Origin of the sequence: Citrobacter sp. U14242, assembly GCF_046555775.1 — a bacterium.
Classification (GTDB): Bacteria; Pseudomonadota; Gammaproteobacteria; order Enterobacterales; family Enterobacteriaceae; genus Citrobacter.
Window position 1 is genome coordinate 192115 of the sequence record NZ_JBKGLW010000006.1, and the last position, 24414, is coordinate 216528.

The 24414-nt window shown below is 49.3% G+C and carries 18 protein-coding genes and 2 pseudogenes; 9 read left to right on the forward strand and 11 right to left on the reverse strand.

Going from position 1 to position 24414, the window contains the following annotated elements; all coding sequences use genetic code 11:
* The first annotated feature begins 65 nt into the window (after positions 1 to 65).
* Entirely contained in the window at positions 66 to 629 is a 564-nt protein-coding gene (smrA, locus tag ACLJXE_RS12035) for a DNA endonuclease SmrA (protein WP_286628781.1), read from the forward strand.
* 12 nt (positions 630 to 641) lie between these two features.
* On the opposite strand, the gene ACLJXE_RS12040 is transcribed toward smrA, so the two are convergent.
* Both ACLJXE_RS12040 and ACLJXE_RS12045 read right to left on the reverse strand, forming a co-directional pair.
* Positions 642 to 1874, reverse strand: a complete 1233-nt coding sequence (locus ACLJXE_RS12040; protein WP_410750954.1) for a GGDEF domain-containing protein — start codon at positions 1872 to 1874, stop codon at positions 642 to 644.
* A gap of 67 nt (positions 1875 to 1941) precedes the next feature.
* The gene (locus tag ACLJXE_RS12045) at positions 1942 to 4056 is read right to left on the reverse strand and encodes a putative bifunctional diguanylate cyclase/phosphodiesterase (RefSeq protein WP_410750955.1); all 2115 of its coding nucleotides are present in this window, start codon (positions 4054 to 4056) and stop codon (positions 1942 to 1944) included.
* A gap of 410 nt (positions 4057 to 4466) precedes the next feature.
* Here ACLJXE_RS12045 and ACLJXE_RS12050 point away from each other — a divergent pair, with 410 nt between their 5' ends.
* The 4 genes and pseudogenes from ACLJXE_RS12050 to dbpA all read left to right on the forward strand — a co-directional run bounded on the left by ACLJXE_RS12050 (position 4467) and on the right by dbpA (position 8634).
* Positions 4467 to 5633 carry a methyl-accepting chemotaxis protein gene (locus ACLJXE_RS12050; RefSeq protein ID WP_410750956.1) on the forward strand — a complete coding sequence of 389 codons (1167 nt, stop codon included), beginning with the start codon at positions 4467 to 4469 and terminating at the stop codon, positions 5631 to 5633.
* Between the two features lie 157 nt (positions 5634 to 5790).
* Positions 5791 to 6774, forward strand: a complete 984-nt coding sequence (gene zntB, locus ACLJXE_RS12055) for a zinc transporter ZntB (RefSeq protein WP_286628784.1) — start codon at positions 5791 to 5793, stop codon at positions 6772 to 6774.
* Between the two features lie 329 nt (positions 6775 to 7103).
* Positions 7104 to 7232, forward strand: a pseudogene (locus ACLJXE_RS12060) (hypothetical protein); the annotation flags it as partial.
* 28 nt (positions 7233 to 7260) lie between these two features.
* Entirely contained in the window at positions 7261 to 8634 is a 1374-nt protein-coding gene (gene dbpA, locus ACLJXE_RS12065) for an ATP-dependent RNA helicase DbpA (protein ID WP_410750957.1), read from the forward strand.
* Positions 8635 to 8710: 76 nt separating this feature from the next.
* Here the strand turns inward: dbpA and ttcA are convergent, their stop codons facing one another.
* The 3 genes and pseudogenes from ttcA to ACLJXE_RS12080 form a co-directional block, all read right to left on the reverse strand.
* Complete coding sequence (gene ttcA, locus ACLJXE_RS12070; RefSeq protein ID WP_061067980.1) at positions 8711 to 9646, reverse strand: tRNA 2-thiocytidine(32) synthetase TtcA; 936 nt, start codon at positions 9644 to 9646, stop codon at positions 8711 to 8713.
* A 49-nt stretch (positions 9647 to 9695) separates the two neighbouring features.
* A pseudogene (locus ACLJXE_RS12075) lies at positions 9696 to 10188 on the reverse strand (site-specific integrase); the annotation flags it as partial.
* Between the two features lie 301 nt (positions 10189 to 10489).
* Complete coding sequence (locus ACLJXE_RS12080; RefSeq protein WP_410750958.1) at positions 10490 to 12007, reverse strand: EAL domain-containing protein; 1518 nt, start codon at positions 12005 to 12007, stop codon at positions 10490 to 10492.
* Between the two features lie 370 nt (positions 12008 to 12377).
* Here ACLJXE_RS12080 and ACLJXE_RS12085 point away from each other — a divergent pair, with 370 nt between their 5' ends.
* Positions 12378 to 12671, forward strand: a complete 294-nt coding sequence (locus tag ACLJXE_RS12085) for a YciI family protein (protein ID WP_410750959.1) — start codon at positions 12378 to 12380, stop codon at positions 12669 to 12671.
* A 216-nt stretch (positions 12672 to 12887) separates the two neighbouring features.
* Here ACLJXE_RS12085 and uspF read toward each other — a convergent pair whose 3' ends face one another.
* From uspF to nifJ, 4 genes are all read right to left on the reverse strand, one after another.
* A complete protein-coding gene (uspF, locus tag ACLJXE_RS12090; protein ID WP_005126652.1) occupies positions 12888 to 13322 on the reverse strand; it encodes a universal stress protein UspF in 435 nt (144 codons plus the stop codon).
* Between the two features lie 81 nt (positions 13323 to 13403).
* The gene (locus tag ACLJXE_RS12095) at positions 13404 to 13616 is read right to left on the reverse strand and encodes a KTSC domain-containing protein (RefSeq protein ID WP_286628790.1); all 213 of its coding nucleotides are present in this window, start codon (positions 13614 to 13616) and stop codon (positions 13404 to 13406) included.
* 150 nt (positions 13617 to 13766) lie between these two features.
* Positions 13767 to 14900, reverse strand: a complete 1134-nt coding sequence (gene ompC / locus ACLJXE_RS12100; protein ID WP_410750960.1) for a porin OmpC — start codon at positions 14898 to 14900, stop codon at positions 13767 to 13769.
* 370 nt (positions 14901 to 15270) lie between these two features.
* Positions 15271 to 18795: a pyruvate:ferredoxin (flavodoxin) oxidoreductase gene (gene nifJ / locus ACLJXE_RS12105; RefSeq protein ID WP_410750961.1), complete on the reverse strand. Its 3525-nt coding sequence runs from the start codon at positions 18793 to 18795 to the stop codon at positions 15271 to 15273.
* Positions 18796 to 19069: 274 nt separating this feature from the next.
* On the opposite strand from nifJ, the gene ACLJXE_RS12110 reads away from it, so the two are divergent.
* A complete protein-coding gene (locus ACLJXE_RS12110; RefSeq protein ID WP_003020360.1) occupies positions 19070 to 19336 on the forward strand; it encodes a DUF333 domain-containing protein in 267 nt (88 codons plus the stop codon).
* A gap of 13 nt (positions 19337 to 19349) precedes the next feature.
* Here the strand turns inward: ACLJXE_RS12110 and hslJ are convergent, their stop codons facing one another.
* Together hslJ and ACLJXE_RS12120 are read right to left on the reverse strand one after the other, a co-directional pair.
* Positions 19350 to 19769, reverse strand: a complete 420-nt coding sequence (hslJ, locus tag ACLJXE_RS12115; protein ID WP_410750962.1) for a heat shock protein HslJ — start codon at positions 19767 to 19769, stop codon at positions 19350 to 19352.
* A 113-nt stretch (positions 19770 to 19882) separates the two neighbouring features.
* Positions 19883 to 20872, reverse strand: a complete 990-nt coding sequence (locus ACLJXE_RS12120; RefSeq protein ID WP_137381769.1) for a 2-hydroxyacid dehydrogenase — start codon at positions 20870 to 20872, stop codon at positions 19883 to 19885.
* Positions 20873 to 21579: 707 nt separating this feature from the next.
* Here ACLJXE_RS12120 and ACLJXE_RS12125 point away from each other — a divergent pair.
* Both ACLJXE_RS12125 and ACLJXE_RS12130 read left to right on the forward strand, forming a co-directional pair.
* Positions 21580 to 24219 (forward strand): YdbH family protein, encoded by a 2640-nt coding sequence (locus ACLJXE_RS12125; RefSeq protein ID WP_410750963.1) that lies wholly within the window; start codon positions 21580 to 21582, stop codon positions 24217 to 24219.
* Complete coding sequence (locus ACLJXE_RS12130) at positions 24216 to 24407, forward strand: YnbE family lipoprotein (protein ID WP_003020350.1); 192 nt, start codon at positions 24216 to 24218, stop codon at positions 24405 to 24407. The genes ACLJXE_RS12125 and ACLJXE_RS12130 overlap by 4 nt, the downstream gene beginning before the upstream one ends.
* Positions 24408 to 24414: the final 7 nt, after the last annotated feature.

A 24414-nucleotide genomic window follows, 5' to 3' on the forward strand; every position in this document is an offset into this window, starting at 1 on the left:
GTTGTCGGTATAATAGTGCGCGGTTATGATAATGACCGTCGCAAGTAATCGCTGGAGGATGAAACATGAACCTTGATGACGCATCGCTGTTTCTTGACGCCATGGGGGATGTTCAACCACTGAAAGGATGCGCTGATGTTCACTGGCAGCCAACGCGTAATCTTCGAGCTCCGGCACGTATTGATACGCTGCAGCTGGATAACTTTCTCTCGACAGGTTTTCTGGATATCGTCCCGCTGAGTGTTCCGCTGGCGTTTCGTCGCGAAGGGGTACAGCATGGCGTGACTGACAAGCTGCGAACCGGGAAATATCCGCAACAAGCAAGCCTTAATCTTGTGCGACAGCCTGTTGAAATCTGCCGCCAGATGCTATTTAGCTTTATTTTACAGGCGCAGCAGGATGGGTTGCGCAACGTCCTGGTGATTCACGGTAAGGGGCGTGATGATAACTCTCATGCCAACATCGTTCGTAGCTACGTCGCGCGTTGGTTAACGGAGTTTGATGATGTGCAGGCCTTCTGCACCGCACTGCCGCACCATGGCGGCAGCGGGGCATGTTATGTGGCGCTACGTAAAACGGTACAGGCGAAACGGGATAACTGGGAGCGCCACGCTAAACGTAGTCGCTAGACAGGGCAGTCATCAGGCAGCCAACACTCTGTTTCTACCTTCATTTTTGGCTTTGTACAATGCGTCGTCCACGCGCTTAAATAACTCATCAATACTTTCATTGGCTTCGTGTCGCGCCACACCAATACTGACGGTAAAGCGGGGAAGGCCAGGGAGGCTCACCTTGGCTACCGTCGCGCGTATGACTTCAGCGAGATTAAGGGCTGCATCTAAAGACGTTCGTGGCAAAAGCAGTACAAACTCTTCTCCCCCCCAACGAAAAACCAGATCGTCTTTTCTTGCACAAGATTCCAGCGTGCGTGACAGCGCGCAAAGTACATCATCCCCTTTTAAATGCCCGAAAAGATCGTTAATGCTTTTAAACCGATCGGTGTCGATTAGCAGCAAACTGTAATCCTGCGTTAACGATGTTGTGTGTATCTGTTCTGGCTCAGTTATCTGATAAAAATGCCGCCGGTTGAGTAACCCGGTTAAAGCGTCATGCAAGGCGGCACGTTCCAGTTCCAGTTCCAGACGTTTTTGCTCGGTAATATCGTGAATAATGCACAGCATCAGCTTATTGCCGTAGATTTCGATAGGACCGGCATAGGTTTGTACGTGACGGGTGCTTCCATCGGCAAGTCTGTGGACAAAATGTAAAGGTTTATGGCCACCAGGCAGATGCGCAATTTTATGCATTACCGGCAATATGTGGCGCCCCAGCATATTGATTTCCCAGGTATGCTTCTGACACATCATGTCATGATCATAGCCATAGAAATTCAGGGCACTGAGGTTTGCATCCACAATCAATCCGTCGCGTGATGGATCGATAAGCAACATGGGGGCTGAGTTAGTCTGGAAAAAACGGGCATAGAATCCCTGTTTTTTCCGCTGATAGGTGGCTGAGCGACTGGCTTTCAGTCCTTGCGCTGTCGGTGTTTCAATGCCTTCATAGAGGATAACATCACCTATATCCTGAAGCGTTCTGATGGACAAACGACAGGCCAGCGCGATTTCCTCGCTTTCGCGGTAAACCGTGAGGATCTCCACAATGTCATGATGATTGCGCAAATCGCTGAGATACATAGGTAAATCATTTTGTGCGTGCGTGGAAAATGTGCCTTTTCTGAGAGGAGTGAAACACGGGGCCTGCATCAGTTCCCGAGCAACGGTATTGGCGAACACCAGTTCTTCGGTATGTGGCGAAACGATCCAGACCGGAATGGTTAATAAATCCAGTGAATGCAGCTCGTTTATGCTCATCGATAATCCCGTTATCTTCATATGCTGTGTTGCCGGTTTATTGGCGAATTTTTTTAATTATGCAATCTCACAATGTTATTGATTGTCGGTGAGACAATGGTTGTACCGTTGGTTTTACTTTTGTGGTGTTTTCAGTTTGTATCAATTCATAGATTTTATGTGCTGGCAGCGGTTTCGCATACAGGAAACCTTGCAGCACACCGCAGCCCATCTGGGTTAACAGCGTTTCCTGCTCCTGGGTCTCTATACCCTCCGCCACAACGCACATATTCATAGAGTGCGCTATGTCAATAATAGTAGACACGATTTTTGTATTTTTGCTGTTCTCACTTATATCTTTAACAAATATTCTGTCTATTTTTAATTCTCGCGCCGGAAGTGATTTCAGCATCAATATATTTGAATAACCGGTGCCAAAATCATCAATAGAAACGGTGATCCCCAAATCGGCAAACGCGCTCAGGACTTCCACGCTGCGTTTTAAATTTTTAAGAGCCGTACTTTCAGTCAGTTCCAGCGTGAGATGTGCTGGTGAAAGCTGATGTTGCGTCAGGGCGTTGCAGACTATATCGACAATGTCAGGTTGTTCAAACTGGGCTGGTGAAAGATTAACGGCAAGGGTCCACTCCGTGTGGCCTTGTGACTTCCATTGATATAACTGACGGCATGACTGCTGGAGAACCCAGGTGCCGACAGGAATAATCAGACCCGTTTCTTCAAGTGCGGGCAGGAATTCAGCCGGTAGCAGAATGCCGCGTTCAGGATGATGCCAGCGTAACAACGCCTCAAAACCCGTCAGAGAGTGGTCCCCGGCGGTGTATTTAGGTTGATACCATAATTCGAATTGATTCCGCTCAAGTGCTTGTGACAGTTCCTGCAAGAACGTTGGCGGCGTATCGGCGATAGCCTCCATCTCTGGGGTATAAATCGCCCAGCCGTTTCTTCCAGCCTGTTTGACATGATACATCGCAGTATCGGCTTTTACTTTTAGCTCATGTAACGTTGAGCCATGTTCGGGATAAATACTGCTTCCCGCGCTTAGCGAAACACGAATGGTATGTCCAAACAGTGTAAAAGGTTCTTTGACGGTGCTGGCAATGCTGCTCATCAGCACCGAAATTGCTTCCCGGCTGCAGTTTGGCACCAGCAGAATAAATTCATCACCGCCCAGCCTCGCCAGCGTCATGGTGTCATCAAGGCAGCTGTATATGCGTTGCGTGCTGGCGATAAGCAACTGATCGCCAATGTGATGGCCCCAGGTGTCGTTTACGATTTTGAATCGGTCAAGGTCGATAAAGACCAGGGCGAAGTGTTGTTGATGCAGTTTGGAATGACGCAGGCAGGTCTGTAAGCAGGCGTCTATTTGCGTTCGATTGGCAAGGCCGGTCAGCGCATCGAAGTGGACCTGGTGCTCAAGCTGGCAGTTCAGTTGATGCAGATTATCAGCAAGTCTTGAGGTGCGTAGCTGAGAATCCACCATCGAAATGACCAGCATAATACCCAGAATCACCAGCGTGACGGCGCAGACCCAGATAGAGAGTTCCAGTGTGCTCAGTCCATCGTGCGTAGTGTGTCCGAAATGAGTGAAGGTGGCCGCCCCCATCCCGGTGTAATGCATTGAGGCAATCGCCAGTGCCATTACCAGAGCGGCAATAAGTCGGTTTATTAATGCGCGTCGGGTATTTTGACGCAAATGAAAAGCTAACCACAGACCGATCCCTGACGCAATAATGGCAATGACCACGGAAAGCAAAATGAGTGAGAACTGCCAGTGGATAGCAACATGTTCAACGATTGCGACCATACCAACGTAGTGCATGGTTACAACACCGGTGCTTAATAGGCTTGTTGCAACAATAAGCCGCCTGGTCGAAAGCGTTTGACCTGATATTGCAATATTGATGGCAAGCGTCGCGGAAATGAGTGCGATCAAAAATGAAAATGCCGTGAGTGAAAAGTGATAATTAATTGGCATACTCATTTTCATGGCCAGCATGCCAATAAAATGCATCGACCAGATCCCCATCCCCAGCGTTGCCCCGCCAGATAAACGCCAGAAAGTCGATTCCCGACGACTGGAGATCGCCACTTTCCCTGCGCTATCGAGGGCAATAAACGAAGCAATGAATGCGACAACAAAGGAAATCCCAATCAGTACAGGGTCCCACGACACGTGCAACATCTTACTACCCATCGATAAAAAACCGTGATGATAAATCTAGCAGATTCTGTCCAGTTAACCTGGTAAAACCAGACGCGTTGTTATTTTCCTGTCAACAGTATTAGTCTGAGTCGCTATAACGGTGGAATATGTGATGCTCGCTTATGAAAACATTCACCATATTTATGATTTGGCGTATTTTTGTTCATTTGAGCACTGGGTGACAATAGTCTGGCAACTGGCGTGAACGCCAGCTTATGCAGGATAAACAACCAGACTAATGTAAACTGGTGGTGTGATAGAGTGCTTTAAGTGAAAAGGCGGCATGCTCTCATTAAAAGTGGAACTTTCGGTATCGCGGAATGGCAATCTGCATTGCAGGTGCTATAAAAAGTAATACTCCGCGTTATTCTCTGGCAGGCAGGATTAAAATGTTAAATAATATAAGCGTCAGGACGTTTATTGTTTTATTTCTGGTATGTACCATAGTTGCTCTCAATATCGTTGAGGTAATATTATCTGCAGGTTTTGATGTCATTATTGGTACCGATGTGGTTTGTACTATTTCACTATTATATTTATGGTGGTATATGACAAAATATCTCGTCGTGCCGATTAATACGGTAAAAGAAAGCATTGAAGAGGTGACCGCAGGGAATATGGCGATGAGTATTCCTGAGTTCGGAAATAACTGTGCTGGCAGACTTATCCCGGGAATTAACAGTCTGGCAAGTAACATTTCCACCTTGGTCAGTGAGATCAGAACCTCTTCGCGTACCGTGATGACGCTTTCTGAACAGCTCGCAGAGCGTAGCGCCGAATTGTCAGTAAAAACGGAACAGCAGTCTGCCGCGTTAATGCAAACAGCTGCGAATATGGATGAGATAGCAGTTAGTACACGCAACAATGCAGAGAATACGCAAATGGCGAGCGCCCAGGCAAATATTGCGACACAATCTGCTCGTCAGGGAGGTGATTTAATGGTGCAGGTCGCCACCAATATGCGCTCGATCACCGACTGCGCCCAGCAGATGACTGAAATTATCGCGTTAATAGATGGTATTGCATTCCAGACGAATATTCTGGCATTGAATGCGGCGGTTGAGGCGGCGAGAGCCGGCGAACATGGTAAAGGTTTTTCTGTCGTCGCAGGTGAAGTGAGAATATTGGCACATCGTAGCGCAGAAGCGGCAAAAAGTATTAAACGGCTTATCGATGAAACGCATCACAATGTCCAGCAGGGTGCGGCGGTTGTACGTGAAGCCGAAAAGAACATGCAGGATATTGTGGGTGGCGCAGGGCAATTAAATCAGCTGATGGCGGAGATATTAACAACTACACGAGAACAGGATAATGGGATCATCAGAATTACCCAGGCCCTGACCGAACTGGAAAACGTGACGCAAAGTAATGTCAGCATGGTCGATGAGTTATCTGGTTCGTCCGGTATCCTGAAAAGTCAGGTGAATGATCTTCTGTCACGCACACATAAATTTCGCTTAAGTAATAACATATCTGTCGAAACAACCACGCTTTTGCATCGAGATTCCCCCGCCTCCGGATTACGTCAACGGGTTAAATACGGTTCTTCATTTTAAGATTCAACATCTGCTGGCAACAGCGCCGAACCCGTCGGCGCTTTTCATTTTCTTGAACACTTTTATGAATCATTTCAGCATAATGGGACAATACGATATTGCTTAACATATACTGAAGACTAGACTAACGAAAAGTTTGAATGTTTATGGAGGCGCTGTGGAAGCCATTAAGGGAACTGAAGTTAATGTGCCGGATGCCGTGTTTGCCTGGCTGCTGGATGGTCGCGGTGGCGTAAAACCGCTGGAAGACAACGATGTTATTGACAGCACGCATCCGTGCTGGTTGCATCTTAATTACACCCATTCTGATAGCGCGCAATGGCTGGCGACAACGCCTCTGCTTCCTAATAATGTGCGTGATGCGCTGGCGGGAGAAAGTACTCGCCCACGCGTAAGCCGGGTCGGGGAAGGGACGCTGATTACGTTACGCTGTATTAATGGCAGCACTGACGAACGCCCTGATCAGCTTGTCGCCATGCGCTTATATATGGACGAACGCCTGATTGTCTCAACGCGCCAGCGTAAAGTGCTGGCACTGGATGATGTGGTGGGTGACTTGCAGGAGGGGACAGGACCGTCTGATTGTGGTAGCTGGCTTGTGGATGTTTGTGATGCCTTAACCGATCATGCCAGTGAGTTTATCGAACAATTGCATGACAAAATTATCGATCTGGAAGACAACCTGCTGGACCAGCAGATCCCGCCTCGCGGTTTTCTGGCATTGCTGCGCAAACAACTGATTGTGATGCGACGCTATATGGCTCCTCAGCGCGACGTTTATGCACGCCTGGCGAGCGAACGTTTACCGTGGATGACTGACGATCACCGACGTCGGATGCAGGATATCGCCGACAGGTTGGGAAGAGGGCTGGATGAGATCGACGCGTGCATCGCCCGGACGGGTATCATGGCGGATGAAATTGCTCAGGTTATGCAGGAGTCTCTGGCGCGAAGAACTTATACTATGTCGTTGATGGCAATGGTTTTTCTTCCCAGCACATTTTTAACCGGACTGTTTGGCGTCAATCTTGGGGGGATTCCCGGTGGCGGCTGGCAGTTTGGTTTTTCACTATTCTGTATTCTGTTAGTTGTCCTGATTGGTGGTGTTACTTTATGGTTGCATCGTAGTAAATGGTTGTAACAACTACGTTTTTTAGCGACTTTCGTGAGTGAAAACGGCGAAGTTTTTGAGCGAGGTCAATAAACCATCTACCTATTCGGGGCAATATCTCTCTCGCAGGTGAATGCAACGTCAAGCGATGGGCGTTGCGCTCCATATTGTCTTACTTCCTTTTTTGAATTACTGCATAGCACAATTGATTCGTACGACGCCGACTTAGATTAGTCGGCTTTTTTTTGCCTGCAGGAAACCAGCGTCTACCCTAAAAGGGTCAGTCTGAATCACTGGAGGGTAATATGACCTGCTTATTCGCCCCGTTGCAGTTGCAACGCCCCCATTCCGATACTGTCCCCACCGATCCGGTTCCGATTCCCGACTCAATACCTCGTCCGCAACCTATGCCGGACCCGTCACCGGATGAAGAGCCGATTAAATTGTCGCATCACGGGCGCAGATCTGCGAGGATACGCGCCTGCTGAATGTGAGTTTTTACCGCGAGATTAAATTGTGACCGCTTTTTCAACCCTGAATGTTTTGCCTGCCGCCCAACTCGAGAATCTTAACGAGCTGGGTTATCTTGAAATGACGCCTGTTCAGGCTGCCGCGTTGCCGGCAATCCTGGCAGGAAAAGATGTTCGCGTGCAGGCAAAAACCGGCAGTGGCAAAACGGCCGCGTTTGGTCTTGGCCTGTTACAGCATATTGATGCTGCGCTGTTTCAGACCCAGTCGCTGGTACTGTGTCCGACACGCGAACTGGCTGACCAGGTCGCCGGTGAATTACGTCGATTGGCGCGTTTTCTGCCAAATACCAAAATTTTAACGCTGTGCGGTGGTCAGCCCTTTGGCGCGCAGCGTGATTCTCTGCAACATGCCCCACATATTATTGTTGCCACGCCGGGGCGTTTACTCGATCACCTGCAAAAAGGTACCGTCTCCCTTGAGGCGTTGAATACACTGGTGATGGATGAAGCCGACCGGATGCTGGATATGGGATTTAGTGATGCAATTGATGACGTGATCCGTTTTGCGCCAGCGTCACGTCAGACATTGCTGTTTTCCGCAACCTGGCCGGAAGCGATTGCCGCGATCAGTGGCCGCGTGCAGAACAATCCGTTAACGATTGAGATTGATACAGTCGATGCGTTGCCAGCGATTGAACAACAATTCTTTGAAATCTCCTCACACGGCAAAATTCCGCTGTTGCAAAAATTGCTTAGCCAGCATCAGCCGGCATCATGTGTGGTTTTCTGTAACACCAAAAAAGATTGTCAGGCTGTTTGTGATGCACTGAACGCAGCAGGGCAGAGCGCCTTATCGCTTCATGGCGATCTTGAGCAACGAGATCGGGACCAGACGCTGGTACGTTTTGCCAACGGCAGCGCTCGTGTTCTGGTTGCCACCGATGTGGCGGCGCGTGGCCTGGATATTAAATCGCTCGAGCTGGTGGTTAACTTTGAACTGGCATGGGATCCGGAAGTTCATGTACACCGTATTGGACGTACTGCCCGTGCGGGTAACAGTGGCCTGGCGATTAGCTTCTGTGCGCCGGAAGAAGCGCAACGTGCCAATATTCTGTCCGAGATGCTGCAACTGAAGCTGAACTGGCTACCTGCACCAGGTAATGGCTCAATTCTGCCGCTGGAAGCTGAAATGGCGACGCTGTGCATCGATGGCGGTAAAAAAGCTAAAATGCGGCCTGGTGATGTATTAGGGGCGTTGACCGGAGATATTGGTCTGGACGGGGCAGATATCGGCAAGATTGCCGTTCATCCGGCGCATGTCTACGTGGCCGTTCGCCAGTCTGTGGCACATAAAGCGTGGAAGCAACTGCAGAACGGTAAGATCAAAGGCAAGAATTGCCGGGTTCGTCTATTAAAATAAATGTCCGCAGGAGTGCCTGATGGTGCTCTGCAGTAGGCCGGATACGGCATTTACGTCGTATCCGGCATTCTCTAAATTACTTCACTTCCACCACGTTCAGACGCAATTCATCTAACTGGTTTTCATCTTCTTCCGGCTGCCAGCCTGCAGGTTGCAGTGGGATCTCTTCACGATCGAATGCCAGATCACCGCCATCTACCACTTCTGAGCCGTGTTTGATGCCTTTAAAATCGAACAGATTGATATCGCTCAGGTGAGAAGGCACCACATTCTGCATCGCACTGAACATCGTTTCAATACGACCTGGATAGCGCTTGTCCCAGTCACGCAGCATATCAGCGATCACCTGACGTTGCAGGTTAGGCTGTGAACCACACAGGTTGCACGGAATAATCGGGAATCCTTTCGCTTCAGAGAAACGCTCGATATCTTTTTCGCGGCAATAGGCCAGCGGACGGATCACAATATGCTTACCATCATCGCTCATCAGCTTAGGTGGCATACCTTTCATTTTTCCGCCGTAGAACATGTTTAAAAACAGTGTTTGCAGGATGTCGTCGCGATGGTGTCCCAGCGCAATTTTGGTCGCACCTAATTCGGTTGCCGTGCGGTACAAAATGCCGCGGCGCAGTCGGGAGCAGAGAGAGCAGGTCGTTTTGCCTTCAGGGATTTTATCTTTGACGATCCCGTAGGTATTTTCTTCGACAATTTTATACTCAACACCCAGTTGTTCCAGATACTCCGGCAGGATGTGCTCCGGGAAGCCCGGTTGTTTTTGATCCAAATTTACGGCGACCAAAGAGAAACTGATCGGGGCGCTTTGCTGCAAATTCCGCAGGATTTCCAGCATGGTGTAGCTGTCTTTCCCACCGGAAAGACACACCATAATGCGATCGCCGTCTTCGATCATATTGAAATCGGCAATAGCTTCACCCACATTACGGCGCAGGCGTTTCTGTAATTTGTTCAGGTTGTATTGTTCTTTCTTTGTAACTTGTTGATTATCTTGCATTATTACCATTCTCAAAAACCAAAAGGAGCATGTAAGGGGCAAACTTCCATCACAGGGCGAGTTTGTTATTCAACATTGCAACCTGATCGCCATTCATTTTTTCAATCCATGTACTGTAGACGTCGTACACCATTTGCGCGTTTTCATGCCCCATCTGATTAGCTATAAATGATGGGTTTGCTCCAGCCGATAACAGCCAGCAGGCAAAAGTATGCCGCGTATGGTACGGATTACGGCGACGAATACCAGCACGTTTTACAGCGGCGTTCCATCTTGCACCGATGCTACTCATAGAGTAGTAAGGTTTTTGCTCTCCTTTTCGCATCCGGGGCATAAAAACAAAGCCAGTGCAGACTCCTGGCGTTTTATCGTCCTGATCCTGGCATCTATCTTGGGTGGTCCGAAAGTTCCGATGATAGTCAGGTTGCGGCAGACTCTGACTGCTCCCGCCGCCAGGTCTACATCCTTCCATGCCAGAGCGGCCAGCTCGCCGTGACACAGACCGGATAAACAGCGAAACGCCACATATTTTGGCTCTGCCCAGCTACCGGTGGGCTCCAGGGTTACGCGGCTGGCGTCTCTGAACAAATAAATGAACGTGTCACCTCTGGTATGTTAGCCATCCACTTCAGCCCGGCGGGGAGCTGAATAGCAGGCAGCTCAAATTGAACATGAGCAAAAACATGGTCACATCAATTTGCCGAACAAGTCTGGCTATGCAGCGTGTACTGGTATTTTACGGGAGGGCAGTAATAGGCCGAGTTTGAGATTAGTTGCTCGGCGTTGACGGTAGAGAATGGGCTTACACATGAGCGTTATATGTTTACCTTGGTGCCACTTAGATTAAATTACCTTAGTTTTAGACTTAGACAGCAGAATTCTTATCAACTCAGTAAAGGGGACTGGCTTAAAAAAATAGTATCCCTGTAAAAAGGTGATGTTGTTCCGGTTGAGGTAGTTAAGTTGCTCCTGCGTTTCTACACCTTCGGCAACAATGCTGATGTTGAGTTTACGCGCCAGATCTAATACTGAATCCAGTATTCTGGTCGAATCTTCATGCTCAGTGACCCGGCTGACAAAGCTCTGGTCGATTTTGATGTAATCGATATGCAGGTCATGCAGATAGGAAAGTCCTGAGTACCCTGTCCCGAAATCATCCAGTGCAATGGCAAAGCCATTTTCATGCAGCACATTTAAGGTCTGAACAATGCTTTCATTAACATCCAGATGCTCTCGTTCTGTGACTTCAATGACCAGGTTCAAATCTTGCCTGCAGAAACTGCCTTTATAGTTAATGCATTCTTCCACGAATGTGGGAGTAGCAATGTGCGAAGCGCTGTAGTTTATCCCAACGTGAAAGCCCTCAGGCAATTTGCTGGCAATGGCGTTCATATCGTTCGCAACCTGGGTCATCAGGCTCTGTGTCAGCGGAACAATTAACCCTGACTTTTCAGCTATCGGTATAAATGATGCGGGTGAAATATATCCGGCTTGCGGATGTTTCCACCGGGCCAGTACTTCAACGCCGCGTAGAGTCCCTTCCTTACCATTTACGATGGGCTGATAGAAGGGGATTACCTCACCTTTCGAAATCGCCCAACGTAGCGCTTCTTCAGGCAACGTATTTTTATTGAGATACTTAGCCAGTAAGTAACCGGCAAGACAGGAGAGCAGCAATAAAAAGAGCAGGATCCCTCCTGCGCGGTAGATGAGTTTTGGTAGGCTAAAAACAGGAGGAGCAGTGTATTGAATACTATAAGGGTAGTTTTGAGCGTCAACTAAACGAAAGTGACTCAGGGTTTCATTTTCTGTCGTGACGTCACCGGATCTTCCAAGAGCGCTATTTCCTACTTTTAGTGAATACGAAATACCTTCCAGCGGAATATCCAAAGCATCACGTATATGTCGATCGCTCATGGTTACTACAATACGATTGTCGGCAACGTTCGTCTGGTACAACAGGACAGGGAGATTGTTTACTGTGCCCCTGGCCGGTACGAGAAGCAACTGCGAATCGGGTAATGAGTCAACGTTTACTAACAGGACACGATTCCCAGGTAGTGATGAACACCAGACCTTGCCATGTCTGAGGATAACGATAGTCCGGAGATGCGGAAGTAGGGCCGCTTCAGTGCCGAGTTGATATTGCTCTTCCAGACTACATCTGTTCTTAGCGATGTTTATTGCTGTCCGGGTGGCGAGGTGAGCTTCATCCAGGATGATATTCATATTTTTTATAGCATACTTAGCTCCCGCAAGACTGTCCGTCTGCGCGGAATACCATAGTTGTGTATTCAGAATAAAAACCCCTAACACAAACATTGATATGGCAACGGCGATTGGAATGAGAAAATTGCGCATTTGCATACCCGGGCATGAGTGAGTTCCCCGACGCGGCTGGTGTCAGAAGATCCCTATCTGGATTTATAAAGAGCATGGTCGACAAAATTCAAAATAACCATACGAAGACAAAAATTCCGCATTGAAAGTTTTCGAAAAAAACGCCACCAAACGGCTATATACACGAAGATTGATTAAATGACTGGCCCGCTTCATGGGGGGCAGTCCATAAGTGGGCTTCTTATTCCTCCTTTTACACTCGCAGTTGAGCGAGGCGAGAGCATGAATCGTACGGGATGGAGATGATGCACTCTCAATAATGCTTGATCGCTTTCTCCTCACTTTGCGCAGTGATACTATCCGAATACCTTCCTTCTATAAGGACTATAGGATGAGTATCATTTATGTTGTTGTTTTAACTTATGTAAAACCGCTAGAAGAAGTTGACTCTCAAATTCCAGCGCATGTTGAGTGGCTTAAAAAAGGTTACGAAGACGGCGTGTTTTTGGCATCAGGAAGAAGAATTCCCCGTAATGGTGGGGTCATACTTGCGAAATGCGACAGTATTGAAGCATTAGAAGAACGTCTTCACCAGGACCCATTCCAGAAGTTAAATATTGCTAAAGCCGACATAATTCCCTTCGAAGCGAGTATGCGAGCTCAGTTCATGGAAAATATGCTCTGACCATGTATCGACTCATTTGCTCATATTGAGTTGAACATCGCTGATATGGGCAAATGACGATGAATTGATCTGCCGAAGCCACTAAACAGTCTGCTATAAAAACTGTGGCGTGTATGGTACGGATAAGCGGAAAAAATGTCAGCACTGTTAAGTCAGGAATCGCGGGGTAAAAGAGGGAGAACTAAAAAGCCCGCAACGATGTGCGGGCCAGACAGCTTAGCGAACCACCAGAACTGAACACTCCGCATGACGCACCACGGCTGCGGCGTTAGAGCCCAGCAGATAAGTGGTGATGTCCGGTCGGTGTGACGCAATAATGACCATATCTGCAGGTAATTTCCTGGCGATCTCCAGGATTTTATCTTTTGGTGCACCTTCAGCAACGTGAACATGCACTCTGTCCGTTGGGATATTGAACTTCTTGATAATCTCTTCCAGTTGAGATTTCGCTTCGGCTTTCAGATCGTCCATGGCCGGTAACTCTGCCGAGTAGGCCAGTCCCAAAGAAGCGTAATAGGGCAGTGACGGAATAACGGTCAAAAAATGGACCTGGGCATCGTCAATTTTTGCCTCTGCTTCAACATGGGCAATAACACGTTGAGTTAATTCTGAGTCTGAAATATCGATGGGTACAAGAATCGTTCTGTTCATAAAACCTCCTGTTTAAGTATCCACCTAAAGCTTACCGCGTAATGGCACTTTATGTACAATGACAAAGATCACATTTTGGCATCACTTTATTTTGATTTCAGGAAATTTCCCTTTTATAACCCCATCATAAAATCGGCCTTTTGATACCACAGTCAGGAAATCACGAAAAATACGCGCAGGGACATGTTGATACTGCAATGTAGTCAGTTGATGAAAGCGAATTTCAAGTGTGCGAGAGGATTCGTCATAGCCGACGGATGCAATACGGGATGATTTAACAGGGTGATGATTCATTGCAGATATCCTCTACTACAGGTATTAATGCAAGATATCATCTATCAAAGGTGTGTTTTAACGCAATAGATATAATGTTTTGATCTACATAAAACGGAATTGTGATGCGGGGAAACGAGAGTAGCCCGCTGTTTCCAGCGGGCTGACAGATTAGAACTGGTAAACCATTCCCAGTGCTACAACGTCATCGGTAGAGATATCGTTTTGGGTGTAGAAGTCTTTGTCTTCATCCAACAGGTTGATTTTGTAATCAACGTAGGTGGAGAAGTTTTTGTTGAAGTAGTAAGTCGCACCTACAGAGGCATATTTAACCAGATCCTGGTCGCCATCAGATCCGTTTACACCCAGATCCTGACCTTTAGACATCAGGAAAGAAACTTCCGGACGCAGACCAAAATCGAACTGGTATTGCGCAGTCACTTCAAAGTTCTGAGTTTTGTTGGCAATAGTATTATTACTACCGTCTGAGCCGCCGTAAGGGGTCATATTCCGGGTTTCGGAGTACATGGTTGCCAGGTAGATGTTGTTCGCATCATATTTCAGACCAACTGTCCATGCGTCAGCTTTATCACCACCCGCAGTAGAATGGTTAACCTGCTCGTTTGTACGGTCAGAAGAAGTATATGCCGCACCGAAGCTTACGCCCATACCCAAGTCATAGGTAGAGGAAATACCGAAGCCGTCACCGTTGGAGTTCTTCATGTTACGATCGGTGCCACCGTTATTGGTGCCTTCCTGCTCTGGCGACTGATTTTCGTTCGCGCCCTGGTATTGCAGCGCCACGTTCAAACCGTTAACCAGACCGAAGAAATCGGTATTACGGTAGGTTGCTACGCCGTTTGCACGGCCGGTCATGAAGTTGTCGGCTTTGGTGTAGGAGTCACCGCCGAATTCTGGCAGCATATCGGTCCAGGCTTCAACGTCGTACATGACGCCGTAGTTACGACCGTAGTCGAATGAACCGTAATCACCCACTTTAATGCCAGCGAAGGCCAGACGAGTCCAGGAATCGCCTTTATCACCTTCGGTGCCGTTAGCCTGAATCTGATATTCCCACTGGCCATAGCCGGTGATCATATCGTTAACCTGAGTTTCGCCTTTGAAACCCATACGCATATAAGTTTGATCGCCATCACTGTTAGCGTCATCAGAAAAATAACGCAAGCCATCAACTTTTCCGTAGAGATCTAATTTGTTGCCGTCTTTATTATAAACTTCAGCAGCGTGAGCAGCGCCAGCAGCTAACAATGCAGGAATGACAAGTGCCAATACTTTTCTGTTCATTGAAATAATCCTTTAGTTTTTTTATTAACCTGTGACTACCCGTGTAGGGAGTAAAAGCATGCTAAAGGAGAAGTTCCGTAAAGAGATAAATATGAATTGTTACGCCTTAAGTAAAACCTTAAATAAATAATTCTGCTGAAATGATGATAATTATCATGAATGTTTTATTGTGGAGGTATATAAATTAAAAATTATACAAGAGAATCTTATTGCGCTATTCTGCGCAGGTTATATGCCTTTATTGTCACGATTTAATTTATTTTCGTTGGTCTGTTGGCAGGAATGCTCACTACCCAGCGAATAAATTGACAAGCCCGAACAAGTGTTCGGGCTTTTTTTTTGACTCCAGATTAATACCTCACTGAGCGTATTAATCTGTGCTGCTCTTTTCTGCTTTTCCTGCCAATTGCGCCAGGAAATCGTAGCGTTTTTGCAAGTCAGCCGTTGCGTCTTTCCACAATTGCTCCGCAACGTCGGGTTGTTGAGCATTCAGACGACGGAATCGCTGCTCATTAAGCAATGTTTCAGCCAGCGCATCTGATGGTGGACGAGAATCCAATGCCAGCGGCAATTTGCCTTCATCTGCACGACGCGGGTCAAAGCGATACAATGGCCAGAACCCGGTTGCGGTGAGCTGACGCATCTGATCGTGGCTCAGCGCGAGATCGTAGCCATGTTCTTCACAAGGGCTGTACGCAATAATCAGCGATGGGCCCGGATAAGACTCCGCTTCCTGAATTGCTTTCACTGTCTGGTTTAGCTGTGCGCCCAACGAGATCTGTGCAACGTATACATGACCGTACATCATCATACTGACACCAAGATCTTTGCGGGCCTTGCGTTTACCATGCTCGCCGAATTTAGTCACGGCACCGAGCGGCGTGGCTTTTGACGCTTGTCCGCCAGTGTTGGAGTAACACTGGGTATCCAGTACCAGAATGTTAACGTTCTCGGTCAGGCTTAAAACATGATCCAGACCACCAAAGCCTATGTCATAGGCCCAGCCATCACCACCAATCAGCCAGATGGATTTCTCCACCAGCGCATCGGCGTCGGTCAGTAACTGCTGTGCGCCTTCGACACCCTGCAGATGCTGGCGCAACGCGGCAACTTGCTCACGACGGACTTCTGGTGTTGCTTCCGTGTGCAGAGCGTCATTCAGCTCAGCCGGGATTTTGTCGGCAAACTGTTCCAGTAAACGCATGACGCGCACACGATGCTGATCTACCGTCAGACGGAAGCCCAGACCAAACTCGGCGTTATCTTCAAACAGTGAGTTCGCCCACGCCGGTCCACGGCCATTGGCATCGGTGGTATACGGCGTTGATGGCAGGTTACCGCCATAAATTGATGAACAGCCAGTGGCGTTGGCGATCAGCATACGATCGCCGTACAGCTGCGTAAGGAGTTTGATATACGGCGTTTCACCGCAACCAGAACAGGCCCCGGAATATTCAAACAGTGGGGTAATCAACTGAGATGTTCGGATATCAATGCGCTCCAGCTTGCTGCGATCGATCTCCGGCAGATTGAGGAAGAAGTCATAATTCACTTTTTCTTCTTCAACATGTTCAAGGCGAGACATCATATTGATGGCCTTGATCTCAGGATTCTGCCTGTCTTTCGCCGGGCATACTTCGACGCACAGATTACAGCCGGTGCAATCTTCAGGTGCAACCTGCAGTACGTACTTCTGACCGCGCATATCGCGTGATTTCACATCCAACGAATGCAGGCTGGCAGGGGCGTTTTCCATCGCTTCTGGTGATACCACTTTGGCGCGGATAGCCGAGTGCGGGCAGGCGGCAACGCAGTGGTTACACTGTGTACACAGATCTTCTTTCCAGATAGGAATTTCTTCGGCGATATTGCGTTTTTCCCAGCGCGTGGTGCCCATCGGCCAGGTACCGTCCGGCGGTAACGCAGAAACGGGCAGGGCATCGCCGAGACCTGCGAGCATCGCTGCTGTCACGGTTTTTACAAAATCAGGCGCGGCATCAGAAACCACTGGCGGACGGTTGGCGCTGTGCGGATCAACCGGTTGCAGTGCCACTTCGGCGACGGATTCACGTGCCAGCGCCAGCGCCTGCCAGTTACGTTCAACGAGATCCTGCCCTTTGCTGCTGTAGCTTTTGGCAATTGCACCCTGCAGTTCAGCCAGGGCGCTGTCACCTGGTAAGATTTGCGTCAGGTGGAAAAACGCCATCTGCATCACGGTGTTAATACGCGCTGCGAGGCCGCATTCGCGGGCAATTTTAGCAGCATTAATCACGTAAAAACGGGCTTTCTTCTGATTCAGTACCGCCTGAACTTCCTGTGGCAGGCGAGTCCAGACTTCATCCACGCTGTACGGCGTATTGAGCAGGAAAATACCGCCAGGCTTCAGACGCTCGGCCATTTGATATTTATCGATAAACTGCAACTGATGGCAGCCGACAAAATCAGCTTGTGATACCAGATACGCCGAACGGATAGGTTGCTCACTGACGCGCAGGTGAGAAACGGTCAGGCCACCTGCTTTTTTCGAATCATAGACGAAATAGCCCTGCGCGTACCACGGCGTGGAGTTACCGATAATTTTGATATTGTTTTTGGTGGCCGATACGCTGCCGTCGCTGCCCAGACCATAGAACAGGGCTTCGAGCTTGGCGGTACCGGGCAGGGTATTCTCTGGCAGAGGTAGCGACAAATTGGTGACGTCGTCATAAATACCGACCGTAAAACGCGATTTGGGCCTGGCGCTGCTCAGTTCATTAAATACTGCCATCACGCAGTCCGGGCCAAACTCTTTAGAAGAAAGCCCGTAACGCCCGCCAATGACGCGTGGTAATGTTTCCCGCTCGCCGCAGTTAAAGGCTTCTGCCAACGCGGTCATCACATCCAGATACAACGGTTCTGCCTGGGCGCCAGGCTCTTTGGTGCGATCCAGAACGGCAACGCTACGCGCAGTTTCTGGTAATGCCTGCAGCAAATGTCGGGCCGAGAACGGGCGGAACAGTCGAACTTTCAGGACGCCGACTTTCTCTCCACGAGCAAGTAACTCTTCGACGACTTCTTCACAGGTGCCAATGGCGGAACCCATCAGGATAATGACACGCTCCGCCTGTGGATGACCGTAATACTCAAATGGCTGGTACTGACGGCCTGTCGCCGTGGCGAAATCGTTCATCGCCTGTTCTACGTGATCGTAAACCGCGTTGTACCATGGGTTCGTCGCTTCGCGTGACTGGAAGTAAGTGTCCGGGTTGGCAGATGTCCCGCGAATAACGGGATGTTCTGGGTTCAGCGCGCGGGCACGATGCGCATCAATTTCAGCTTGCGGCATCAGGCTGAGGATCGTGTCATCTGCCAGGGGGACAATTTTATTGATTTCATGCGATGTGCGGAAACCATCAAAGAAATGAATAAAAGGGACACGGCTTTTCAGCGTGGCGATGTGTGAAATCAGCGCGAAATCCTGTGCTTCCTGGACGCTGCTGGCACAGAGCATAGCGCAGCCTGTCTGACGCACTGCCATTACGTCGGAATGGTCACCGAAGATAGACAGCGCATGAGTAGCAATGGTACGCGCGGCGACGTGCAGCACAAATGGCGTCAACTGACCGGCCAGTTTGTACAGCGTTGGGATCATCAACAGTAGGCCCTGCGATGAGGTAAACGACGTTGAGAGTGCACCGGTCTGCAATGCGCCGTGAACGGTCGCGATTGCGCCGCCTTCTGACTGCATTTCTACGACGCGAGGTGTATCTCCCCAGACGTTTTTAAGCCCGTTCCCGGCCCAGGCGTCTGCCTGTTCAGCCATCGTCGAACTCGGCGTAATCGGGTAGATGGCGATAACCTCGCTGGTACGAAAGGCGACCGAAGCAACCGCACCATTACCGTCAATTGTGATCATACTGACACCCTTACATTGCGCAAAAAGAGGGACACGCAAAACAGCAGCGAGTCCTGTAATTATTCTTTTATTTTAGCAAAAGGCTTTCAGGCACATTTTCGCTTTTGTGTCCCTGGAATAAACAGAATGAATGGTTTGATCAAAGGAGTAGCCAAAAAATTGCCAGAAAATGTAAACAGCACGCATAAATGCGCATTTTGCCTCTCGACGGCAGTGTTTCTGCTGCCTATTATTTATGGCTGTGTCGTTTGGTTAATATTCAAAGGGGAGTAAGATGCGCGCAGCGTTTTGGGTAGGGTGTGCCGCGTTATTATTATCGGCTTGCAGCAGTGAACCTGTTCAGCAGGCAACGGCCGCACACGTTGCACCGGGCATGAAAGCAGCAATGTCCAGTTCCGGAGAAGCCAATTGTGCCATGATTGGCGGTTCGCTATCCGTTGCTCGTCAACTGGATGGTTCTGCCATCGGGATGTGTGCATTACCCAACGGCAAACGCTGTAGTGAGCAGTCGCTTGCCGCCGGAAGCTGCGGGAATTATTGAGCCACTACTTTTACTACATTAAATCCGCCAGTTTAAACGTCAACGTTTGTTCTGCCGTAGCCAGTGTTAACTGGTCAGCAGTCAGATCGACCTGTGCGCCTTGCTTAAACATCTCGCTGACGATGCCGTCGAGCGCGTTAAGCTGTGGATCGGCGCACATCATGCGTGTCATTGCCATGTCTTTCACCTTCAATTCTCCGTCGGACAGCTTGCCCTGACCGTGGAACTGATTACACATTTTTCCCGATACCGTCATATTTTCACCGAAACTTAATTCGGGTAGGTTTTTGGCGACGGTTACCGGCTTGCCATTGACGCTCTGTAAAACAAAACGGTGGTGCTGTAACTGTTCGCGATTGACGGAAATTTTTCCATTGCTCACACAGCCAGCCATAAGCATGCTGAGCGCAATCAGCGTGACAATTTTCTTCATTAACTATCTCTACGTTCGTGACGGGATTACATTCATTATGATAATGATATCGCCAGATTTATCATTGAGGGTTATCTGAAAATGCTCCCCTGGGGGACAGGGGAGCGGAATGATTAGAAAAGGGCGTTCGGGCAGGTTTCGCCTTTGGCAATTTGTGCCAGATTCTGCAAGGTTGTTTCAGAAATACTGGTCAACGCTTCGGCTGTCAGGAATGCCTGATGCCCGGTGAACAGGACGTTATGGCAGGCTGACAAACGACGGAACACATCATCCTGAATCACGTCATTGGACTTATCTTCAAAGAACAGGTCGCGTTCATTTTCATACACGTCCATACCCAGGGAACCGATCTTCTGGTTTTTCAGCGCATCGATTGCTGCCTGAGAATCAATCAGCGCACCACGGCTGGTGTTGATGACCATCACGCCATTTTTCATTTGCTCAAAGGCTTCGTGATTGAGCAGATGATAATTTTCCGGTGTTAACGGGCAGTGCAGGGAAATAACATCAGACTCCGCAAACAGTGTTTTAAGATCGACATATTCAACCCCTAACTCAAGGGCGGCGGCGCTGGGATACGGATCAAACGCCAGCAGGCGCATACCAAACCCTTTCAGGATCCGCAGTGCGGCAATACCGATTTTACCGGTACCAATCACCCCGGCGGTTTTGCCGTACATGGTAAAACCGGTCAGGCCTTCCAAAGAAAAGTTGGCGTCACGGGTGCGTTGATACGCGCGGTGAATACGGCGATTCAGCGTCATCATCATACCGATTGCATGTTCGGCGACGGCTTCAGGTGAATAAGCAGGAACACGTACAACCTGCAAGCCCAACTCTTTCGCGGCATCCAGATCGACGTTATTGAACCCGGCGCAGCGCAGCGCGATGTATTTCACACCGTGCTTTTTCAGCTCTTCCAGAACAGGGCGGCTGCCATCGTCGTTGACGAAAATACACACGGCTTCGCAGCCGTGGGCTGTTTTGGCCGTCTTTTCCGTCAACAGAAAGTCAAAAAATTCAAGTTCAAAACCAAAAGCCTCGTTAACCTGCTGCAGATACTTCTTGTCGTACTGTTTTGTACTATAGATGGCGAGTTTCATAAGACTTTCTCCAGTGATTTTGACGTCACATTAATTCAACTAAAATTATTTTACAAAATCTAAAAAATTATTGATAGTCATAGACGTAATGAATGATTTCGACGTATCTGTTGTTAGTGTGGGCAGGTTACTCGTTTTCAACAACTGGATAATTTTCATCCAGCTCAACGTCCGGTAAACATAACGTGGTTAAAAAGCCAGCTAAACCACATCCAGACAGCTACGCTTATACAGGTATCAGATATCGGGAGGGGTTATGCTAACTCACTCTGAAGCAAAACGATGGGCCACATTAATGCTTAAGGCGGCATTATGCGATGGTATGAAACCTGAAGAGATTTCCCGCCAGGTGCATCTTGTCTGTGATCATCATGGTAAGGCATGCCTTGAGGAACTGATAGAGGAAATTCTGATAGAAGCAGGTCGTATAGGACCTAAACATAGTGATGGACAGCTGAGGCATCATTGAGCCTGCATTTTCCGCTTCTGTGTTGAAATCATTCCTGACGGCACGTGTCACAGCGTGCCCTATCAAATCACCACCTATCTCATTGAATTAAATATTATTTTATGAGTGGCTCACTATTTATAGATAATCCGTATGTTTTGGTGGCACCGATTCTTAATGTGGGCATGCTTAGCTAAACATGCCACAATACAAGCCGAAACCGGCTTAAATTTTTGCTAAATCAGGATATTAACTACCCATGAAGGGTAAATATAAAGCCGTATTGGCGCTACTATTATTGTTGACCCTCGTGCCACTGACGTTGTTGATGACGCTGGGCCTGTGGGTTCCGACGCTGGCGGGCATCTGGTTGCCTGTCGGTACGCGCATTGCGATGGATGAGAGTCCGCGGCTTACCCGGCACGGACTGCATATTCCCGAACTCCGCTACCTGGTCGATGATTGCCCGCTCGCACGTATCACCCAGGCAGATTTGTCGCATCCCAGCCGTTGGCTGCTGAACGTCGGTCGTCTTGAACTGGATTCCGCCTGCCTGGCCAAACTGCCGCAGACGGAGCCATCGCCCGTCGCGCCTAAAACGCTGGCTGAATGGCAATCCATGCTGCCCAATACCTGGATTAACATCGATAAACTCATTCTCTCTCCGTGGCAGGAGTGGCAGGGCAAGCTGTCGCTCTCGCTGACGTCTGCCATTCAGCAGGTGAGTTATCAGGGGGAAAAGGTTAAATTCCAGGGGCGCCTGCATGGACAAAATCTGACGGTAAATGAACTGGACGTTGCGGCATTTGAAGGGCAACCGCCGGTAAAACTGGTTGGGGAATTTACGATGCCGCTGGTTCCTGACGGGTTGCCAGTGAGCGGGCATGCGGTCGCAACGCTCAGCTTACCGCAGGAACCAACGCTTGTGGATGCGGAACTGGAATGGCAAGAAAATAGCGGACAACTGATCGTGATGGCGCGGGATGCGGCCGATCCGCTTCTCGATCTGCCATGGGAAATAACGCGTCAGCAACTGACTATCAGTGACGGTCGCTGGAACTGGCCGTATCAGGGATTCCCGTTAAGTGGTCGGCTGGGTGTAAAAGTCGAAAACTGGCAGGCCGGTGTGGAAAATGCCGTGGTGAGTGGGCGTCTGAATATTCTGACGCAAGGTGAAGCCGGCAAAGGGAATGCGGTGTTAACCCTGGGGCCCGGCACGCTCAGCATGGATAACAGCGATATGCCGTTGCAGTTAACCGGCGAGGCGAAGCAGGGCGATCTGATTTTTTATGCGATGTTACCCGCCAAACTCAGCGGCAGTCTGAACGATCCGCAGCTGGCTTTTGAACCTGGCGCGCTGCTGCGTTCCCGTGGCCGCGTCATCGACTCACTCGATATTGACGAAATTCGCTGGCCATTGGCTGGCGTTAAAGTGACACAGCGTGGTGTAGATGGGCGTCTACAGGCCATTTTACGAGCGCATGAAAACCAGATGGGCGGCTTTGAGTTGCACCTTGATGGTCTGGCAAATGATTTTCTTCCTGATGCCGGTCGCTGGCAGTGGCGGTATTGGGGCAAAGGCAGTTTTACGCCGATGCATGCGCTTTGGGATGTCGCGGGCAAAGGGGAGTGGCACGACAACACTCTGAGACTTTTCGACCTCTCGACCGGATTTGACCATCTGCAATACGGCACAATGAAGGTGGAAAACCCGCGTCTGGTGATGGATGAACCGATCGTGTGGGTGCGGGACGCGGAACAGCCGACGTTTAGCGGCGCGCTGTCGCTGGACGCCGGAAAAACCACCTTCTCCGGGGGCAGTACTCTGCCGCCTTCAACCCTGAAGTTCAGTGTCGAAGGGACCGACCCGACAATATTCCAGTTCAAAGGGCAGTTGCACGCTGGCGCAATTGGCCCGGTCCAGTTGAATGGCCGCTGGGATGGGATCCGCTTGCGTGGTCAGGCCTGGTGGCCAAAACAATCGCTTACCGTATTCCAGCCGCTGGTACCACCTGACTGGAAGATGAACCTGCGTGAAGGTGAACTGTATGCCCAGGTTGCTTTCTCCGCCGCCCCGGAACAGGGCTTTGAGGCGGGCGGTCATGGGGTATTAAAAGGCGGTAGCGCCTGGATGCCCGATAACCAGATCAATGGCGTCGATTTTGTGCTGCCGTTCCGTTTTAGCGAAGGGGCATGGCAACTTGGCACGCGCGGGCCGATTTCATTACGCATTGCGGAAGTCGTGAATCAGGTTACGGTGAAAAATATCACCGCCGACCTGCAGGGCGGCTATCCCTGGAGTGAAGATAACCCATTGCTGCTGAGCGATGTCAGCGCCGACTTGCTGGGCGGCAAAGTGGTGATGCAGCAACTGCGCATGCCGCAGCACGATCCGGCATTAGTGCGGGTGCAGAATATCTCTTCCAGTGAACTCATCAGTGCGGTAAATCCGAAGCAGTTTGCTATGTCGGGTCCGGTCAGCGGCGCATTGCCGTTATGGTTAAATAATGAAAAGTGGATTATCAAAGACGGCTGGCTGACCAACCCGGGACCGATGACGTTGCGTATCGACAAAGACACCGCGGATGCGGTGGTCAAAGATAATATGGCGGCTGGTGCGGCGATTAACTGGTTACGTTATATGGAAATCACCCATTCCTGGACGAAAATTAATCTGGATAACCTCGGTGTGTTAACCATGCAGGCCGCTGTCACCGGTAATAGCCGGGTGGATGGCAAAGTGGGAACGGTAAATTTGAATTACACCCATGAGGAAAACGTCTTTACGTTATGGCGCAGTTTGCGTTTTGGCGACAATTTACAGGCATGGCTTGAGCAAAATGCAGCGCTGCCAGAAACCCAATGCCCGGAAGGCAAGGAATGTGAGGAACAACAATGAAAACTATCGCGGCCATGCTGGGACTGCTGGCGTCATCTTTGCTGGTAGGGTGCACCCCGCGCATTGAAGTTGCAGCGCCGAAAGAGCCCATTACCATCAATATGAACGTCAAAATCGAGCATGAGATCCATATTAAAGTGGATAAAGACGTCGAGAGCCTGTTGAAATCACGCAGTGATTTATTCTGAGGTGACG

Bases quoted from the DNA above. Each gene is read 5' to 3' on its own strand.
- ttcA (WP_061067980.1), bottom strand. From the start codon at position 9,646: ATGCAAGATAATCAACAAGTTACAAAGAAAGAACAATACAACCTGAAC.
- ACLJXE_RS12125 (WP_410750963.1), top strand. From the start codon at position 21,580: ATGAAGGGTAAATATAAAGCCGTATTGGCGCTACTATTATTGTTGACC.
- ACLJXE_RS12120 (WP_137381769.1), bottom strand. From the start codon at position 20,872: ATGAAACTCGCCATCTATAGTACAAAACAGTACGACAAGAAGTATCTG.
- ACLJXE_RS12085 (WP_410750959.1), top strand. From the start codon at position 12,378: ATGAGTATCATTTATGTTGTTGTTTTAACTTATGTAAAACCGCTAGAA.
- ACLJXE_RS12110 (WP_003020360.1), top strand. From the start codon at position 19,070: ATGCGCGCAGCGTTTTGGGTAGGGTGTGCCGCGTTATTATTATCGGCT.
- ACLJXE_RS12095 (WP_286628790.1), bottom strand. From the start codon at position 13,616: ATGAATCATCACCCTGTTAAATCATCCCGTATTGCATCCGTCGGCTAT.
- smrA (WP_286628781.1), top strand. From the start codon at position 66: ATGAACCTTGATGACGCATCGCTGTTTCTTGACGCCATGGGGGATGTT.
- ACLJXE_RS12045 (WP_410750955.1), bottom strand. From the start codon at position 4,056: ATGTTGCACGTGTCGTGGGACCCTGTACTGATTGGGATTTCCTTTGTT.
- ompC (WP_410750960.1), bottom strand. From the start codon at position 14,900: ATGAACAGAAAAGTATTGGCACTTGTCATTCCTGCATTGTTAGCTGCT.
- ACLJXE_RS12040 (WP_410750954.1), bottom strand. From the start codon at position 1,874: ATGAGCATAAACGAGCTGCATTCACTGGATTTATTAACCATTCCGGTC.
- uspF (WP_005126652.1), bottom strand. From the start codon at position 13,322: ATGAACAGAACGATTCTTGTACCCATCGATATTTCAGACTCAGAATTA.
- hslJ (WP_410750962.1), bottom strand. From the start codon at position 19,769: ATGAAGAAAATTGTCACGCTGATTGCGCTCAGCATGCTTATGGCTGGC.
- ACLJXE_RS12130 (WP_003020350.1), top strand. From the start codon at position 24,216: ATGAAAACTATCGCGGCCATGCTGGGACTGCTGGCGTCATCTTTGCTG.
- ACLJXE_RS12050 (WP_410750956.1), top strand. From the start codon at position 4,467: ATGTTAAATAATATAAGCGTCAGGACGTTTATTGTTTTATTTCTGGTA.
- ACLJXE_RS12080 (WP_410750958.1), bottom strand. From the start codon at position 12,007: ATGCGCAATTTTCTCATTCCAATCGCCGTTGCCATATCAATGTTTGTG.
- nifJ (WP_410750961.1), bottom strand. From the start codon at position 18,795: ATGATCACAATTGACGGTAATGGTGCGGTTGCTTCGGTCGCCTTTCGT.